At 70.5% G+C, this 16,133-nt stretch carries 14 protein-coding genes; 7 read left to right on the top strand and 7 right to left on the bottom strand.

All coding sequences use genetic code 11. From position 1 onward, the window contains the following. Positions 1–8: 8 nt before the first annotated feature. Together H9622_RS02850 and sigJ are read right to left on the bottom strand one after the other, a co-directional pair. The gene (locus H9622_RS02850) at positions 9–2,138 is read right to left on the bottom strand and encodes a S9 family peptidase (protein WP_191764054.1); all 2,130 of its coding nucleotides are present in this window, start codon (positions 2,136–2,138) and stop codon (positions 9–11) included. Between the two features lie 31 nt (positions 2,139–2,169). Beyond that, positions 2,170–3,051: an RNA polymerase sigma factor SigJ gene (gene sigJ / locus H9622_RS02855; RefSeq protein WP_191764055.1), complete on the bottom strand. Its 882-nt coding sequence runs from the start codon at positions 3,049–3,051 to the stop codon at positions 2,170–2,172. A gap of 124 nt (positions 3,052–3,175) precedes the next feature. Between sigJ and H9622_RS02860 the strand changes: the two genes are divergently transcribed. Beyond that, on the top strand, positions 3,176–3,928 hold the full coding sequence (locus H9622_RS02860; protein WP_191764056.1) for an SDR family oxidoreductase: 753 nt from the start codon (positions 3,176–3,178) through the stop codon (positions 3,926–3,928). 52 nt (positions 3,929–3,980) lie between these two features. Here H9622_RS02860 and H9622_RS02865 read toward each other — a convergent pair whose 3' ends face one another. After that, complete coding sequence (locus H9622_RS02865) at positions 3,981–5,018, bottom strand: LacI family DNA-binding transcriptional regulator (protein ID WP_318247007.1); 1,038 nt, start codon at positions 5,016–5,018, stop codon at positions 3,981–3,983. Positions 5,019–5,135: 117 nt separating this feature from the next. Between H9622_RS02865 and H9622_RS02870 the strand changes: the two genes are divergently transcribed. The 4 genes from H9622_RS02870 to H9622_RS02885 all read left to right on the top strand — a co-directional run bounded on the left by H9622_RS02870 (position 5,136) and on the right by H9622_RS02885 (position 10,285). After that, positions 5,136–6,059, top strand: coding sequence for a carbohydrate ABC transporter permease (locus tag H9622_RS02870; protein WP_191764058.1), 924 nt, complete (start codon positions 5,136–5,138; stop codon positions 6,057–6,059). Position 6,060: 1 nt separating this feature from the next. Continuing rightward, positions 6,061–6,987, top strand: coding sequence for a carbohydrate ABC transporter permease (locus tag H9622_RS02875; RefSeq protein ID WP_191764059.1), 927 nt, complete (start codon positions 6,061–6,063; stop codon positions 6,985–6,987). 90 nt (positions 6,988–7,077) lie between these two features. Continuing rightward, on the top strand, positions 7,078–8,424 hold the full coding sequence (locus H9622_RS02880; protein WP_191764060.1) for an ABC transporter substrate-binding protein: 1,347 nt from the start codon (positions 7,078–7,080) through the stop codon (positions 8,422–8,424). Between the two features lie 97 nt (positions 8,425–8,521). Continuing rightward, positions 8,522–10,285 (top strand): glycoside hydrolase family 35 protein, encoded by a 1,764-nt coding sequence (locus tag H9622_RS02885; protein WP_191764061.1) that lies wholly within the window; start codon positions 8,522–8,524, stop codon positions 10,283–10,285. 47 nt (positions 10,286–10,332) lie between these two features. Here the strand turns inward: H9622_RS02885 and H9622_RS02890 are convergent, their stop codons facing one another. Both H9622_RS02890 and H9622_RS02895 read right to left on the bottom strand, forming a co-directional pair. Further along, entirely contained in the window at positions 10,333–11,166 is an 834-nt protein-coding gene (locus H9622_RS02890) for an aldo/keto reductase (protein ID WP_191764063.1), read from the bottom strand. Between the two features lie 40 nt (positions 11,167–11,206). Further along, positions 11,207–11,440 (bottom strand): hypothetical protein, encoded by a 234-nt coding sequence (locus H9622_RS02895; protein WP_191765661.1) that lies wholly within the window; start codon positions 11,438–11,440, stop codon positions 11,207–11,209. 162 nt (positions 11,441–11,602) lie between these two features. On the opposite strand from H9622_RS02895, the gene H9622_RS02900 reads away from it, so the two are divergent. Further along, positions 11,603–12,316, top strand: coding sequence for a VOC family protein (locus H9622_RS02900; protein ID WP_191764065.1), 714 nt, complete (start codon positions 11,603–11,605; stop codon positions 12,314–12,316). 77 nt (positions 12,317–12,393) lie between these two features. Here H9622_RS02900 and H9622_RS02905 read toward each other — a convergent pair whose 3' ends face one another. Further along, positions 12,394–13,461, bottom strand: coding sequence for a methyltransferase domain-containing protein (locus H9622_RS02905; RefSeq protein WP_191764067.1), 1,068 nt, complete (start codon positions 13,459–13,461; stop codon positions 12,394–12,396). A 128-nt stretch (positions 13,462–13,589) separates the two neighbouring features. Between H9622_RS02905 and H9622_RS02910 the strand changes: the two genes are divergently transcribed. After that, a complete protein-coding gene (locus H9622_RS02910) occupies positions 13,590–14,606 on the top strand; it encodes a GlxA family transcriptional regulator (protein ID WP_191764069.1) in 1,017 nt (338 codons plus the stop codon). 33 nt (positions 14,607–14,639) lie between these two features. Here H9622_RS02910 and H9622_RS02915 read toward each other — a convergent pair whose 3' ends face one another. After that, on the bottom strand, positions 14,640–16,097 hold the full coding sequence (locus H9622_RS02915; protein WP_318247008.1) for an MFS transporter: 1,458 nt from the start codon (positions 16,095–16,097) through the stop codon (positions 14,640–14,642). Positions 16,098–16,133 lie beyond the last annotated feature (36 nt).

Genomic DNA, 16,133 nt, shown 5'->3' on the forward strand with positions numbered 1-16,133 from the left:
GGCGGTCGTCAGCCGAGCAGCTCCGGACGCGTCGGCTCCTTCCCGAGCACGTGCTCGGCCAGGAACGCGAACACCGTCTCGTACCAGACGACGGCGTGCTGCGGCTTGAGAATCCAGTGGTTCTCGTCGGGGAAGTACAGGAACCGGTGCGGCATGCGGCCGTCGTCGTCGGCGTGGTGCTCGGCGAGCTCCGACCACAGCCGCAGGCCCTCGCCGATCGGCACGCGATAGTCCTTGTCACCGTGCACGACGAGCAGCGGTGTCCGGATGTCGCGCACGAATCGATGGGGTGAGTTCTCGGCCATGGCCTCGGGCGTGAAGATCTCCTGCCAGTACACCGACATGTCGGTCGTGCCGGCGAACTGATCGAGCGCCCACAGGCTCGCGTGGGTCACGATCGCGCGGAAGCGGTCGGTGTGCCCGGCGACCCAGTTCGCCATGTAGCCGCCGAACGAACCGCCCATCGCGGCGGTGCGTTCGGCGTCGATGTCGTCGCGCGCCTCGACCGCGTCGGTGATGGCGAGCAGGTCGGTGTACGGCGCCGCGCCCCACGCGTTCCAGCCGCGGGCGATGAAGTCCAAGCCGTACCCGGTCGACAGCGCGGGGTCGGGCAGCAGCACGGCGTAGCCGCGCGCGACCGCGAGCAGCGGCGCCCAGCGCCAGCTCCAGGCGTTCCAGCTGCTGAGCGGACCGCCGTGGATCCACAGCAGCAGGGGCGCGGGGGCGTCGGCCGAGGCGCCGTCGGGAAGCAGCAGCCAGCCGCGCACGCGGACGCCGTCCGCGGCGGCGGTCTCGACCTCGACGATCGACCCGGGGCCTTCGGCGGCCGCGGCGGGGGTGGCGAGCGGAGTGACCGAACCATCGCGCGCGATCCGCACCGGGTGCGGCGGTGTCACCCACGACGATCGCAGGGCGACCAGGTCGCCGGACCTGCGGTCGACCGACACGTGCGAGTAGGTGAAGTCGTCTGCGGTGAGCGCCTCTGGTGCGCCGCCGTCGAGCGGGATGCGGAACACCGGGCCGCGGCCGTCATCGTCGGCGGTGGCGATGAGCGCCGCGTCACCGGCATCCCACGCGAGGCTCGTCGCCCAGCGATCCCAGTCCGCGACGAGGCGGCGCGGATCGGAGCCGTCGATGCCGGCCACCCACACCTCGGCGTCGGTCGGGCCTTCCGGGGTGGACTTGGCGGAGCGCATGTAGGCGAAGGTCGATCCGTCGTGACTGACGACCGGGCTGTCGAAGTCGACTCGCGCCTCGTCGAACAGCACCGTCTGGACGCCGGTCTCGGTGTCGATCGACACGATGACGTACCGGCCGCCGCGCTGCTCCTGCCGCTGCATCGCCGCGATGAGCGTCGTGCCGTCGGGCGTGAGCGATGCGCCGGCGATGTCGGCCGACCGGCCCGGGCGCGGGGTGAGGTCGCGCGGCCGGGGCAGTGTCGCGGGGTACGGCTTCTCGTCGGACGCGGCGGCATCCGGGGCGTCCGCGGCGTCGGCCGCGGCATCCGCCTTCTCCTCCTTCTCGGCGGCGGTGTCGGCGACGGCCGCGGCGATCGTGTCGGCGAGCGCGTCGGTGTCGAGGGCGAGCAGGTGCGGCTCGGCCGGCCCGAGGTCGTGGTCCCAGAAGCGCACCGGGTAGGTCTCGTGCAGGATCGCCGAGACCTTCTTCTCCTTGCGGCGCGCCCGCAGACCGGCCTCGGCCTCGAGCGTCTCGGCGCCGGGGAGCAGGGATGCCGAGACCACGATGCGGTCGGACGCCTCGGCGGTCGCCGCGACGGCGTCGACACCGCCCGAGAGCCTCGTGACCGGGCGCGCCTCGCCGCCCGCGGCGGGCAGCAGCCACAGCTGGCCCGACTCGTCGTCGGCGTCGCCCTCGGCGTCGGGGCGCGCCGACACGAAGAGCAGGTCGCCGCTCGCTGTGAACGCCGCTCCGGCCTCGCCCTTCGCCGAGCGCGTCAGCCGGCGGGGCGTGCCGGAGCCGTCGGCGGGGACGCTCCACAGCGAGCGGTCGTAGCCGGTGCCGTCCTTCTTCAGCGCCGCCACCGTCAGCACGGCGGTGCGGCCGTCCGGAGAGAGCGCCACCGCCTCGGTCCGGGGAAGTGCGATGAAGTCGTCGAGGGAGTCGAAGGGGGTCGCCATCCGTCCACGCTAACCCGCGGGCGTGCGGGCGTCAGCGCCAGAGGGTCAGCTTGTGGGGATTCCGCACGATGTAGACGCCCGTGACGCGGCCTCCCGAGACCTCGAGCGTCATCACGGAGTCGGCGCGCCCGTCGACGGTCACGAGGAACGCGAGACCGTCGGCCGTTACCGTCGGTCCGACCTGCGCCTCGGGCAGCAGGCGCGGCAGGCCGAGCAGGAAGCGGGCGACGCGGTCGGCGCCGAGCACCGGGCGCCGTGCCGCCGAGACGAGGCCGCCGCCGTCGGCGCGGAGCACCACGTCGGGGTCGAGGATGGCGACGAGGGCGGCGAGGTCTCCGGTCGCGGTGGCAGCGGCGAACGCCCGCGCGACGGCGTCGTGCTCCTCGCGCGTGGCCGCGCCGGCGCGGCGCTCACGGACGCGGCGCCGCGCCTGCGAGGCGAGCTGACGCGCGGCATCCGGTGTCCGCCCCACCGCCTCGGCGATCTCGGCGAACGGCACGCCGAAGACGTCGTGCAGCACGAAGGCCACGCGCTCGGCCGGCGTGAGCGACTCGAGCACCACGAGCAGCGCCGTGGACACCGAGTCGTCCAGGGTCACGCGGTCGAGCGGGTCGAGCGGAGCGGATGCGGCGATCGCCGACTCCCCCGGGACAGGCTCGGGCAGCCACTCGCCGACGTACGACTCGCGACGCGCCCGCGCGGAGCCCAGCATGTCGAGGCAGACCCGGCTCGCGACGCGCGTGAGCCAAGCGCCGGGATTGCGGATCGCGGCGCGTTCCTCGTCGGTCATCCGATACCAGCGCACGTACGTCTCCTGCACGGCGTCCTCGGCGTCGGCGACCGTGCCGAGCATGCGGTACGCGAGGCCGAGGAGGCCCCGACGCTCGCTCTCGAGCGCATCGACGTCTTCCATGTCGGTCTCCTCCCGCATCATCGACGACGCTGCGAACCCGGATGTGAGCCCGCACCTCACATTCTGGGGCCCCGCGTCGTCGGAGTGACAGGAGCGCACACCAGCGCCGGAGGGAGAAGACTTGATGCGAATCGCCGTCGCCGGGGGAACCGGCACCGTGGGGGGCCCGACCGTCGACGCCGTGCGGGCGGCCGGGCACGAGCCCGTCGTGCTCGCACGCAGTGCCGGAGTCGACCTGATGAGCGGGAAGGGACTGGATGCCGCGCTCGATGGCGTCCACGCCGTGATCGACACCGCGAACGTCACGACGCTGTCGGCCGACGTCGCCACGGAGTTCTTCACGACGGCGACAGGGAACCTGATCGCGGCAGCGGGGCGCGCGGGCGTCGGTCACTTCGTGCTGCTCTCGATCGTCGGGGTCGACCGGATCCCGTACGACTACTACGCCGGCAAGGTCGCGCAGGAGCGCGTCGTCGAGTCATCCGCTGTGCCGTGGACGATCCTGCGGGCGACCCAGTTCCATGAGTTCGCCGGCCAGCTCTACGACCGGGCGAAGCTCGGCCCGCTCCACATCGCCCCCCGCGCGCGGGTGCAGCCGGTGGCCTCCGCCGAAGTGGGCGCGCGGCTCGCGGCGCTGGCCGCGGCTGCGGCGCAGGGGCGCACGGACGACTTCGCCGGTCCGCGCGAGGAGCGGCTCGACGAAATGGTCCGCGCCTACGCGCGACACCTCGGCAACCGTGGCTGGGTGCCGTCGATCAGCCTCCCCGGCCCGCAGATGAAGGGCATGCGCGCCGGTGACGCGCTGCCCCGACCCGGCGCCGCGCTCGGCACCGAGACCTTCGCGTCGTGGCTGGCGCGCCAACCCGGGAAGGCGTGAGACGGCGCGGGGCGGGGCTCCGCCGCCGGGGTCGGGGCCGTGTGCGGCCCGGTCAGCGCGCCGGCGGAGGGCCGCTGCTCTCGCGCACGACGAGTTCGGTCGGGATCAGCGTCGTCTCGGACGGAGCATCCGGATCGTCGATCTGCGCCAGCAGCCGCTCCATCGCGATGCGGCCCACCTCGCGGAAGTTCTGGCGCACGGTCGTGAGCGGGGGCCAGAAGGCACGCGACTCGTCCATGTCGTCGAACCCGACCACGCTGACCTGATTCGGGATGTCGCGCCCGAGCTCGTGCAGCGCCTTCATCGCGCCGAGGGCCATCTGGTCGTTCGCGGCGAAGATCGCGGTGACGTCGTCACGGCCGGCCAGTTCGAGTGCGACGCGGTGGCCCGACTCGGTCGTCCAGTCGCCGTGGACGAGCGGCGGCGGGGTGATGCCCGCCTGCTCGAGCGTCGCGCGCCAGGACTCGGCGCGGTGGCCCGCCGAGAATGACGAGGTCGGCCCCGCGATGTGCCACACCTGCCGGTGGCCGAGACCGAGCAGGTGCTCGGTCGCCTGGCGCGCACCCAGTGCCTGATCGGTGTCGACGACGGCGAAGCCCGAACCCGCGTTGGAATCGATGACGACGACGGGCAGTCCCGGCGGCAGCGTGATCTCGACGCGGTCGAGCAGGCTCGCCTCGAAGATGATGATGATGCCGTCGACGGCCTGTTCGCTGAGCCGGCGGTACGCGCCTGACACGGCGCCCATCGTGGGATCGGGCACGGGCATGAGCGTCACGGTGTAGTCCGCGGCAGCGGCCTCGGTGGCGATGGCGTCGAGGGTGCGCACGTTGCCCAGCGTCTCGAGCGTGAACATGATCACGCCGATCGTGTGGAAGCGACCGTACTTGAGGGCGCGGGCGGCGCCGTTCGGCCGGTAGCCCACGGCGCGCATGGACGACAGCACGCGCTCGCGCGTGGCGTCGTCGACGTTGGTGAGCCCGTTGGCCACGCGTGACACCGTCTGAGACGACACTCCCGCGTGGCGTGCGACGTCCGCCATCGACGCCGGTCGCCGCCGAGCGGCCTCGATGTGCCCGTTCCCCGTCATCTCTCCCCGATCCGTTTCCCGTGTGCACCACAGTCTTGCATGGTTACGCAAACATGCTAGGCTCGCCCGCATCATGTTCGCGTAAACATGCCTGCAAGTCGACGAACGGACTTCGAGATGACGACGGCGTCAGCACCACCCACCGCACGCCCCCTCCCCCGGCGGTCGTCCCGTGCGCGCCGCGACTGGCGCGGCTGGGCCTTCGTCGGCCCGTTCATGATCGTGTTCCTCGCGGTGCTCGTCGCACCGGTCGTCTACGCGCTGATCCTCACCCTCTTCCGCCAGCAGTTGGTCGGCGGAACCGCGTTCGTCGGCCTCGCGAACTACGCTCAGCTCTTCCAGGACCCGAAGTTCTGGGAGTCGCTCTTCCGGGTGACGCTGTTCCTGCTCATCCAGGTGCCGATCATGCTCGCGCTGTCGCTCATCGCGGCGCTCGCACTCGACAGCGCGCGGCTGCACGGCACCGGGTTCTTCCGCATCGCGATCTTCCTCCCCTATGCGGTCCCCGGCGTGGTGGCCGCCCTCATCTGGGGCTTCATCTACGGCAACCAGTTCGGCCTCACCGGCTCGATCAACGACCTGCTCGGCGCCGAGGTCCTCCGCCCGTTCAGTGCCGACTGGGTGCTCGCGTCGATCGGGAACATCGTCACGTGGGAGTTCATGGGCTACAACATGCTCATCTTCTACGCGGCGCTCAAGGTCGTGCCGACCGAGCTCTACGAGGCCGCTGAGATCGACGGCGCCGGGCAGATCCGCATCATCTCGGGCATCAAGATCCCCGCTCTGCGCGGGTCAATCGTGATCGCGACGATCTTCTCGATCATCGGCAGCTTCCAGCTGTTCAACGAGCCCAACCTGCTGAAGAACCTGGCACCCAACGTGATCTCGAGCTACTTCACCCCCAACATGTACGCCTACAACTTGTCGTTCGCCGGCCAGCAGTTCAACTACTCGGCCACCGTCGCGATCGTCATGGGCGTGATCACGGCGACCATCGCCTACATCGTGCAGTTGCGCGGCTCCCGTCAGGAGGTGCGCTGACATGACCGCGACCGCCACCCTCACCGCTCCCCCGCAGCGCCGCGCGTCGGGTCGACGCCCGAACTACGTGCGCCGCACGCCGTCGCGCCAGCGAAAGTCGATCGTCCTCACGATCGTCATGGCCGTGTTCGTCATCTACTCGGTCGTGCCGCTGGTCTGGCTGGTCGTCAACGCCACGAAGGATCAGGGCGACCTGTTCTCGACCTTCGGGCTCTGGTTCGGCTCCGACTTCAACCTGTGGCAGAACATCGTCGACACGCTCACCTACCGCGACGGCATCTTCGTCCAATGGTTCGGCAACACGCTGCTCTACGTGATCGTCGGCGCCGGCGGAGCGACGCTGCTCGCCACCGTCGCCGGCTACGGCATGGCGAAGTACAACTTCCCCGGGCGGCGCGCGGTCTTCGCGGTCGTGCTCGGTGCGATCGCCATCCCGGGCACGGCGCTCGCGGTGCCGACGTTCCTGATGTTCAGCCAGCTCGGTCTCACGAATACGCCGTGGGCGGTCATCCTGCCGTCGCTCATCAGCCCGTTCGGCCTGTACCTGATCTGGACCTACGCGGTCGACGCGGTGCCGACCGAGCTGCTGGAAGCGGCGCGCATGGACGGATCGGGCGAGTTCCGCACGTTCTTCACCATCTCGCTGCGTCTGCTCGCCCCGGGGATCGTGACCGTGCTGCTCTTCGCCGTCGTCGCCACCTGGAACAACTACTTCCTGCCGCTCATCATGCTCAGCGAGCCCACCTGGTACCCGCTCACCGTCGGCCTCAGCCAGTGGAGCGCGCAGGCCAGCGGCGTCGCCGCCCAGCCCATCTACAACCTGGTGATCACCGGCTCGCTGCTCACGATCGTGCCGATCGTCGTCGCCTTCCTCGTCCTCCAGCGCTTCTGGCAGTCCGGCCTCAGCGCGGGAAGCGTCAAGCAGTGACCGGGAGCTCACCGCTCGAACCCGCATCCGCTCCCACGGGCCCCCAGCCCACCCGCTCCACAACGCTCTGAACCAATGAAAGGAACACCGATGTCGACAATCACACGGTCTCGTCGCCTCCGCACGGTCGCGGTGGCCACAGCATCCGTCTTCGCCCTCGGCCTCACCCTCGCCGGCTGCGCCGGCGGCGGCGACGCCCCGGCCGCCGGCGGCAGTGCCGACGAGCTCGAGGCGGCGCTCGAGGAGGGCGGCGAGATCACCTACTGGTCGTGGACGCCCTCGGCCGAGGCGCAGGTCGCGGCGTTCGAAGACGCTTACCCGAACGTGGACGTGAAGCTCGTCAACGCCGGGACCAACACCGAGGAGTACACCAAGCTCCAGAACGCCATCACCGCCGGCTCGGGTGCGCCCGACGTCGCCCAGGTCGAGTACTACGCCATCCCGCAGTTCGCGCTGTCGGACTCGCTCGTCGACCTCGCGCCCTACGGCTTCAGCGACCTCGAGGACCAGTACACCCCGGGCCCGTGGGGCGCGGTCACGGTGGGCGACGCCGTCTACGGCCTCCCGCAGGACTCGGGCCCGATGGCGATGTTCTACAACGCGGCGGTCTTCGACGAGTTCGACATCGAGGTGCCGACGACCTACGACGAGTACGTCGCGGCTGCCGAGAAGCTGCACACCGCCGACCCGACGAAGTTCATCACGTCCGACACCGGCGACGCCGGCTTCACGACGAGCATGATCTGGCAGGCCGGCGGGCGCCCGTTCTCGGCCGACGGCACCGACGTGTCGATCAACCTGCAGGACGAGGGCTCGAAGAGGTGGGCCGACAGCTGGAACCGCCTGGTCGAGGGCGGCCTGCTCTCCGACACGCCCGGCTGGAGCGACGAGTGGTACCGCGCCCTCGGCGACGGCACGATCGCGACCCTGCTCACCGGCGCCTGGATGCCCGGCGTGCTCGAGTCGTCGGTCGCGGACGCCGCCGGTGACTGGCGCGTGGCTCCGATGCCGACCTACGACGGCACCCCGGTGACCGCCGAGAACGGCGGCGGCGGCCAGGTCGTGCTCAAGCAGAGCAAGAACCCGGCGCTCGCCGCGGCCTTCCTCAAGTGGCTCAACTCCGACCCTGCCTCGATCGAGGTCTTCCTCGCGTCGGGCGGCTTCCCTGCGACGACCGCCGAGCTCGAGTCGGACGAGTTCCTGAACGCCGAGTCGGAGTACTTCGGCGGTCAGAAGATCAACGAGGTGCTCGTGGATGCCGCGAAGAACGTGCCGAGCGGATGGCAGTACCTGCCCTACCAGGTGTACGCGAACAGCATCTTCGGCGACACCGTCGGGCAGTCCTACCTGAACTCCGGCGACCTCAACGAGGGTCTCCAGGCCTGGCAGGACCAGCTGGTCGACTACGGCAACCAGCAGGGCTTCACCGTCGAGTGACGCCTCGCGGAGGCGGCGGCTCCTCGGGCCGCCGCCTCCGCTCCCCTGCCCTGCGGCGCTCGCCGCGCCCGAATGAACGACACGAGAGAACGGTTCGATGAGCGAGTTCCGCATCGGCGACGACGACTTCCTGCTCGACGGGAAGCCGCTGCGCATCCTGGCCGGGGCGCTGCACTACTTCCGCGTGCACCCCGATCAGTGGCGGGATCGCATCCGCAAGGCCCGCCAGATGGGTCTCAACACCATCGAGACGTACGTCGCCTGGAACGCCCACGCACCGCGCCCCGGCGAGTTCGACCTCACGGGCGGTCTCGATCTCGGCCGCTTCCTCGACGAGGTCGCCGCCGAGGGCATGCACGCGATCGTCCGGCCGGGCCCGTACATCTGCGCGGAGTGGACGAACGGCGGACTGCCCGCCTGGCTCTTCGCAGCGGAGTCGGTGGGCGTGCGCCGCGACGAGCCGCAGTACCTCGCCGCCGTCGAGGACTACCTGCGCCGGCTCGCGCCGGTGCTGGTTCCCCGGCAGATCGACCGCGGCGGACCCATCATCCTGGTGCAGATCGAGAACGAGTACGGCGCGTACGGCTCCGACCCCGTGTACCTCGAGAAGCTCGTCGATCTGAACCGCGCGATCGGCATCACCGTTCCGCTCACGACCGTCGACCAGCCCGAGCCGGCCATGCTCGACGGCGGCAGCATCCCCGGCCTGCACAAGACCGCGTCGTTCGGCTCGCGGTCGATCGAACGACTCGCCACGCTGCGCGAGCACCAGCCGACCGGACCGCTCATGTGCTCGGAGTTCTGGGACGGCTGGTTCGATCACTGGGGCGCGCACCACCACACGACGTCCGTCGCCGACTCGGCGAAGGATCTCGACGACCTCCTCGCCGCGGGCGCATCGGTGAACATCTACATGTTCCACGGCGGCACCAACTTCGGCTTCACGAACGGCGCCAACGACAAGGGCGTCTACCAGCCGATCGTGACGAGCTACGACTACGACGCCCCGCTCGACGAGGCCGGAAACCCGACCGCGAAGTACTGGGCCTTCCGCGAGGTGCTGCGCCGATACAACCCCGATGCCGTCGAGGAGACGCCGGCCGAGGCATCCGCGGCCCCCGCTCTACGCACTCGGCTCACCCGCACCGTGTCGCTATCGGCGGTGGCCGATGCGCTCGGCGACTGGTCGACGCACGACGACGTCCCGACGATGGAGGCCCTCGGCCGCTACGAGGGCTTCGCGATGTACCGCACCGAGGTCGACGCGACCGGCCCGGCCGTACTGGAGTTCGGCGAGGTGCGCGACCGCGCGCTGGTGTCTCTCGACGGGCGCCCGGTCGGCGTTCTCGCCCGCGACCACCACGACCGCACGCTGGGCCTTCCGGCCGACGCGCGCGGCACCCTCGAGGTGGTGCTCGAAGACCAGGGCCGCGTCAACTACGGTCCGCGCATCGGCGAGCCGAAGGGCCTCATCGCCCCCGCTTCCCTCAACGGCCACCCCCTGGGGCCGTGGCGGGCGGCGGCGCTCGATCTGACCGATCTGACGCCGGTGCGGGATGCCGCCTCCCCGGCCGATCCGGCACTGCCGGCGATTCCGGGGCCGACGTTCGCGGTGGGGGCGTTCGAGCTCGACGAGCCCGCCGATCTGTACCTTGCGACCCGCGCGTGGGGCAAGGGCTCCGTCTGGATCAACGGCTTCCACATCGGCCGCTACTGGTCGCGCGGACCGCAGCACACGCTCTACGTACCCGCGGGCGCACTGCGCGCGGGCACCAACGAGATCATCGTGCTCGAGCTGCAGTCCGGCTCGGCGGACGTCGAGTTCGTGCCGTGGCCCGATCTGGGGCACACCGACTTCTGAGCGGGCGCGGGTGCGGCATCCGCTCGCCCGACGTGTGTGCGCCGGCGCTACATCTCCTCGTGGGTCTCGGGATCGCCGTCCCACAGCCGACCGCGCTCGAGCGCCGAGATCGCGGCGACGTGATCGTCGGAGAGCGTGAAGCCGAACACGTCGGCGTTCTCGCGCTGACGGTCCGGGTCGCTCGACTTCGGGATCGGGGTGCTGCCGAGCTGCACATGCCACCGCAGCACGATCTGCGTCGGCGTGACGTCGTGGACGACGGCGAGCTCTTGAAGCAGCTGCTCGGTGAGAAGCTCGCTGCGGCGGGCCAGGGGGCTCCAGCTCTCGGTGCGGATGCCGTGCTCGGCGTGGAACGCGCGCAGCGCCGCCTGCGGGAAGTAGGGGTGCAGCTCAACCTGATTCACGGCGGGCGTGACGCCGGTGGCGTCGATGAGCTCGGTCAGCATCGCCTCGGTGAAGTTCGACACTCCGATCGAGCGCACCAGGCCGCGCTCGCGCGCCTCGACCATGCCCCGCCAGGTGTCGACGTACCTGCCGACGCTCGGGTTCGGCCAGTGGATGAGCTGCAGGTCGATGCGGTCCAGCCCGAGCAGTCCCAGCGAGCCCTGGATGCTGTCGATCGCCTGCTCGAACCCGTGATGACGACCGGGGATCTTCGACGTGACGATGAGCTCGTCGCGGTCGACCGGGCTGCGGCGCACCGCCTCGCCCACCTCGTGCTCGTTCTCGTAGTTGACCGCCGTGTCCAGCAGCCGGTACCCGGAGCCGACGGCCTCGACCATCGCCTCGATCCCCTCCTCGCCGCGGAGGTTGTAGGTGCCGAGCCCGAGTTCGGGGAAGGCGGTGCCGTCGTTCAGCGTCACGGTGGGGATGGCGATCATGGATCCATCCTGCCGCGATCCGTGCACTGCCGGGCGGAGGTCACGGACGAGCGTCGATCTCGCCGTCGAGCGTGCCCTCGGTCGCAGCGCGCTCGTCGGCCGCGGCGCTCGAGATGGCGTCGTCGTCGACGTCGGGGTCGAGCGGACGGTCGTCGTCGCCGGTGAGGACGTCGGGATCACCGGCGGCGATGTCGCCACCGCGCTCGTCGGCCTCCTCCCGGGTGAGGTCGTCGCCGTCGCCGGGGGCGACGGGCGGCTGGTTCGGGTACGACATGGTGCGCTCCGATCTTCGAGGTGTGGGGCGAACGTAACCTCGCGGGCGCCGCGCCCTGCAGGGGCTTGCGGGAGTGACGCCGACGGGCTAGCAGTTGCCGGTGTCGGCGCCCACGGCTATCGTCGCGGCGGGCGCACGCCGCGCACGAGACGGAGGACGACGATGACCGACGCACAGAGCGAGCAGCGCGACGGAGCGGATGCCTCGGCCCCGCCGCGGTCGAGAGTCACGGCGAAGGAGTTCCACGACTCCCCCGGGGTCGAGGACTGGCGGGTGCTGTTCTGGGGTGCGCACGTCCACTACTCCACGTCGTCGTTCGCGCAGGCGTCCGCGCTGGTCGCCGCGATCGCCGAGGTGGTGGACGAGGTCGGGCACGAGCCCGACGTCGACGTCCGGCCGCACGGGGTCACCGTCCGCACGTTCTCGCGTGCGGACGGCGCGCTGAGCCCGATCGATGCGGTGCTCGCGGCGTCGATCTCGCGAGCAGCCCGCGGGCTCGGCCTCGAACCCGACCCCTCGCACCTCCAGACGGTCGGCATCGCGGTCGCGGAGGGAGAGGGCGTCGACACACGTCCCTTCTGGGCGGCGGCGCTCGGCTATGAGGACAACGGCGACGAGGATGCGACCGACCCGCTGCGCCGTGGCCCCCACCTGTGGTTCCACCCGCTCGATCCGGCCAAGCCCGGGCGCGGACGCACGCACATCGACGTGTCCGTCCCGCGTGACGTCGCCGAGGCCCGGGTGGCCGATGCCGTCGCCGCAGGCGGACGGATCGTGCGGTCGAACGCACCGCACTGGTGGACGATCGCCTCGCCCGACAACCACGGCATCGACGTGGCGGCGTGGGCCGACTTCGAGGACGGCGAAGAGGGCTGAGCGGCCGGGCCGCGCCCCCCGGACGCAGCCGTGCCGCGGACTCCCTCGACGGAGAGGCCGCGGCCGGACACTCGACGTCAGCGGCGACCCTCGATGATGAGGTTGAACGGCGTCTCCGCGACGACTCGCACCCGCGAGAACCCTGCGTCATGGAGCACCTCGGCGAGACGGAGCCGCCCGGCCTGCGCGCCGAGGACGAGCTCTCCACCGTCGTACAGGGAGTGGGCGGTGCAGATCATGCTCGACGCCGCGTAGTACGTCTGCGCGACCACAGAGAGGTTGTCCTCGAGGCGGTCGGCCGCGTTCGGCTCGACCAGGAGCAGCGTGCCCTCGGGGGTGAGCGCCTCCGCCGCGTGCCGGAGGACGCCGACGGGGTTCCCCATGTCGTGCAGCGAGTCGAAGAAGCAGATCAGGCCGAACCCCCGCTGCTCGTACTCATCGGCGCGGACCTCGGAGAAGACGGCACGATCCTGCACGCCTGCGTCGCGGGCGTTGCGGCGCGCCTCCGACACGGACGCGGCATGGCTGTCGTATCCGTGGAATCGCGAGTTCGGGAACGCCTCGGCCATGAGCACGGTGGTGTGCCCGTGACCGGCGCCTACATCGGCGACCGCAATGCCCCGATCGAGCGCGTCGACCACGCCCTCGAGCGCGGGCAGCCACTGCGACGTCAGGCTCGCACGGTAACCGTTGCGGTAGAACGCGGCGGTGCCGTGCGCCAGTCGGGGGTCGTGATCCCCCCACGCCACTCCTTCCCCGGTGCGAAAGGAGTGGAGCGCTTTCGCCTCGTCCGACCACATCGCCGCGGGTACGTTCCATGCGGGCGGCAGGTAGACCGCACTCGACTCGTCGGCCAGCACGAGCGCCTGCTCGGCGGTCAGCTCGAAGGTCGCGTTCTCGGCGTGGTATATCAGGTAGCCGCCAGCGGCCTGCGAGGCGAGCCAGTCGCGCACGTAACGCTCCGCACAGTCGGTACGGGCAGCGAGTTCGGCCGAGGTCAGGGGCCCGCTCTCCGCGAGCGCGCGGTACAGCCCGAGCCGTGATCCGAGGCTCACCATCACGCCCAGGTAGCCGGCTGCGAGGTCGTCGACGGCTTTCATCACGAATGCCTGCAGGGCGGTTTCATCCACGGTTGTCGTTGTCATAGTTCGGTCCTTCCAGATCCGTTTCGATCGGTGTCCTTCCATGCTCGGGATGCCGCGTCCTCGTGTTCAGGGGCATCCGCACCCTGGTTCGGTCCATTCGTGCCACCATGTGGAGTCGAGGAGGATCGATGGCCGCGGAGCGCACGCTGAGTGTGTCGGTCATCGCCCTGCCCGACACCGGGGTCGCCACGATGTTCGGCGTGCTGGACGTCCTGAACTCCTTCGCGCTCATGGGGATCGGCGGCACCGACGCGCCGCCGCCGTTCCGCGCGACGATCGTGGGCGCCGAAGCCGGACCGCTCATGGGGGTGAGCGGTGTGCCGGTTCCCGTCGCCGAGCGCGTCGCCGATATCGACCACACGGACATTGTCATCGTGCCGTCGATCGTCCTCGGCCCTGGCGGCTGGAAGCGGGACCGGTACCCCGAACTCGTCGGCTGGGCCCGCCGCATGCACGCGCAGGGCGCTCTGCTGTGCTCGGCGTGCTCGGGCATCTTCCTGCTCGCTGAGACCGGGCTCTTCGACGGCCGTGATGTGACGGTGCACTACGACTACGCCCCGCACCTGCAGTCCGCGCACCCCAAGGTGCGCATCCATCCCGAACGCGCTCTCATGGTGACCGGCGACCGCGACGAGCTCATCACCTCGGGCGCCTCGACGACGTGGCACGACCTGGTGCTGTATCTGACCGGGCGCTTCGCCGGGGCATCCGTCGCCCAGGAGGCCGCACGCGTGTTCGCCCTTCAATGGCACCAGGACGGGCTCGCCCCGTACATGGTGTTCACCGGCAAGTCCGGTCACGGCGACGCCGTCGTCGCCGACGCGCAGGACTGGCTGACCACCCACTATTCGGTCGCCACCCCCGTCGAGCAGATGGTGGTGCGGTCAGGCCTGGCCGAGCGCACGTTCAAGCGACGCTTCACCGAGGCGACCGGAGTCAGTCCGCTGGCCTACGCCCAGCGCATCCGCATCGAGGAGGCCAAGCGCCGCCTCGAACGCACGGAGGAGTCGGTCGAGGCCGTGGGCTGGCACGTCGGCTACGAGGACGCCGCCTTCTTCCGAAGGCTCTTCAAACGAGTCACGGGGCTCACGCCCGCGGCGTACCGCAAGCGCTACCGCGTGCCCCTCATCACGACGCCGGCGTGATCAGGGAGCGCGAGAAGGCCGGAGCGCCGGCCGTCACGACCCCGACATGCCCTTGAGGCCGGGCGTCGCCGCGACGTCGACGGTCGCGGCATCCGCCCCGCTCTCGTCGTCGGTCTGCAGAGACGGCGGCGCCGTCGCGTACGCCTCGGACAGCTGGCGGTAGGGCTTCGACACGAACGCCAGGAGCACGACCACCAGCAGCACGGCGCTGGCGCCGACGAAGGCCAGCGCGATTCCTCTGGCCTCGCCGGGTCCGAGCAGCCAGCCCAGGGAGTCCTGCCCGGCCTGCGAGTCCATGAACGGGATGAGCCAGAACTGCGCGAGGGGCCCGACGAGGAACGCGGAGATCGGCGCAGCGGCGGACTCGACGCTGGCGGCGAATCCGAACACGCGGCCCTGCTTCTCGAACGGCACGACGCGCTGCACGATCGTCTGCTCAGACGCCTCGGCGATCGGCATCAGGCACATGAAGACGAGGATGCCGAGGGCGTACAGCCACCACACCTCGCGGATCGCGAAGGTCATGCCGAGGACCGCGATCCCGACGTTGACGAGCAGCATGGTGCGCACCGGGTTCTTGCCGAGGCCGAACTTGGCGACCAGCCCGCCTCCGATGATGAATCCGATGCTGGTGACGCCGAGGATCACGCCCCAGATCTCGACCGAGAAGAGCTCGAGTCCGTACGGGTCCATGAGGGCCATGAAGACACCGCCGACCAGGTTGTTGAAGGTCGAGAACAAGATCAGGGCGAGAAGGCCGGGAACGACCAGGACGGCGGGGATCACGCCCCGGAAGCCGGCTCCGCGGGGTGCTGCGCCATCGACGTGCGCGACATCGCGCTCGGGGATCGGGACGAACAGGAGGTGGGTGAGCGCGATCGCCGTCGCCGCGATGGCGATGACGACGGTCGGGCCCATGCCGAGAAGGCCGACCGACAGACCCGAGAACACGCTCGTCACCATGAACGCGATGCCCTGCACCGCGCCGACGAGACCATTCGCCCGATCCCGCCGGTCGGCCGGAACCAGGAGTGTCACCGTGGTCGACAGGGCGATGTTGCGGAGGTTCTCGACCACGCCGCCGATCAGGATGACGCCGGCGAACACCCAGAACCATGGTCCGCCCCAGTCGATGAGCACGTCTTCGGGGAAGGCCAGGTAGAGCGCGCCGGCGATCAGGTAGGTCGACAGCGTCACGACGCTCGAGAGCACCATGACCGCCTTCTTCTTCATGTGGTCGACGAGCACGCCGAATACGACGCCGAGCACCGCGACAAGCAGCATGTACGAGCCGCCGATGATCGCGGTGGCCAGCACCGACCGCGTCTCGAGGTACGCCCAGAAGGTCAGCGCCCACCACAGATAGCTCGAGGTGACGTTGGCGACCGCCGTGTTCGCGAGCACCTGGTAGAAGGCCCGCATCGTGCGCGGTCCGGGGCGCACCTGGGCGGCGTCGTCGTTCTCCTGCGTCGCGGTGGAGGGCTGGCTCATCGGGTTCCTTCTGGCGTGTCGTGGGGGCGGCGCCGG

The organism is Microbacterium gallinarum (genome assembly GCF_014837165.1).
GTDB lineage: Bacteria > Actinomycetota > Actinomycetes > Actinomycetales > Microbacteriaceae > Microbacterium > Microbacterium gallinarum.

Coding starts and splice junctions, on each gene's coding strand:
- H9622_RS02880 (WP_191764060.1), top strand. CDS start 7,078: ATGTCGACAATCACACGGTCTCGTCGCCTCCGCACGGTCGCGGTGGCC.
- H9622_RS02860 (WP_191764056.1), top strand. CDS start 3,176: ATGCGAATCGCCGTCGCCGGGGGAACCGGCACCGTGGGGGGCCCGACC.
- H9622_RS02910 (WP_191764069.1), top strand. CDS start 13,590: ATGGCCGCGGAGCGCACGCTGAGTGTGTCGGTCATCGCCCTGCCCGAC.
- H9622_RS02895 (WP_191765661.1), bottom strand. CDS start 11,440: ATGTCGTACCCGAACCAGCCGCCCGTCGCCCCCGGCGACGGCGACGAC.
- H9622_RS02890 (WP_191764063.1), bottom strand. CDS start 11,166: ATGATCGCCATCCCCACCGTGACGCTGAACGACGGCACCGCCTTCCCC.
- sigJ (WP_191764055.1), bottom strand. CDS start 3,051: ATGGAAGACGTCGATGCGCTCGAGAGCGAGCGTCGGGGCCTCCTCGGC.
- H9622_RS02905 (WP_191764067.1), bottom strand. CDS start 13,461: ATGACAACGACAACCGTGGATGAAACCGCCCTGCAGGCATTCGTGATG.
- H9622_RS02850 (WP_191764054.1), bottom strand. CDS start 2,138: ATGGCGACCCCCTTCGACTCCCTCGACGACTTCATCGCACTTCCCCGG.
- H9622_RS02885 (WP_191764061.1), top strand. CDS start 8,522: ATGAGCGAGTTCCGCATCGGCGACGACGACTTCCTGCTCGACGGGAAG.
- H9622_RS02870 (WP_191764058.1), top strand. CDS start 5,136: ATGACGACGGCGTCAGCACCACCCACCGCACGCCCCCTCCCCCGGCGG.
- H9622_RS02900 (WP_191764065.1), top strand. CDS start 11,603: ATGACCGACGCACAGAGCGAGCAGCGCGACGGAGCGGATGCCTCGGCC.
- H9622_RS02865 (WP_318247007.1), bottom strand. CDS start 5,018: ATGACGGGGAACGGGCACATCGAGGCCGCTCGGCGGCGACCGGCGTCG.
- H9622_RS02875 (WP_191764059.1), top strand. CDS start 6,061: ATGACCGCGACCGCCACCCTCACCGCTCCCCCGCAGCGCCGCGCGTCG.
- H9622_RS02915 (WP_318247008.1), bottom strand. CDS start 16,097: ATGAGCCAGCCCTCCACCGCGACGCAGGAGAACGACGACGCCGCCCAG.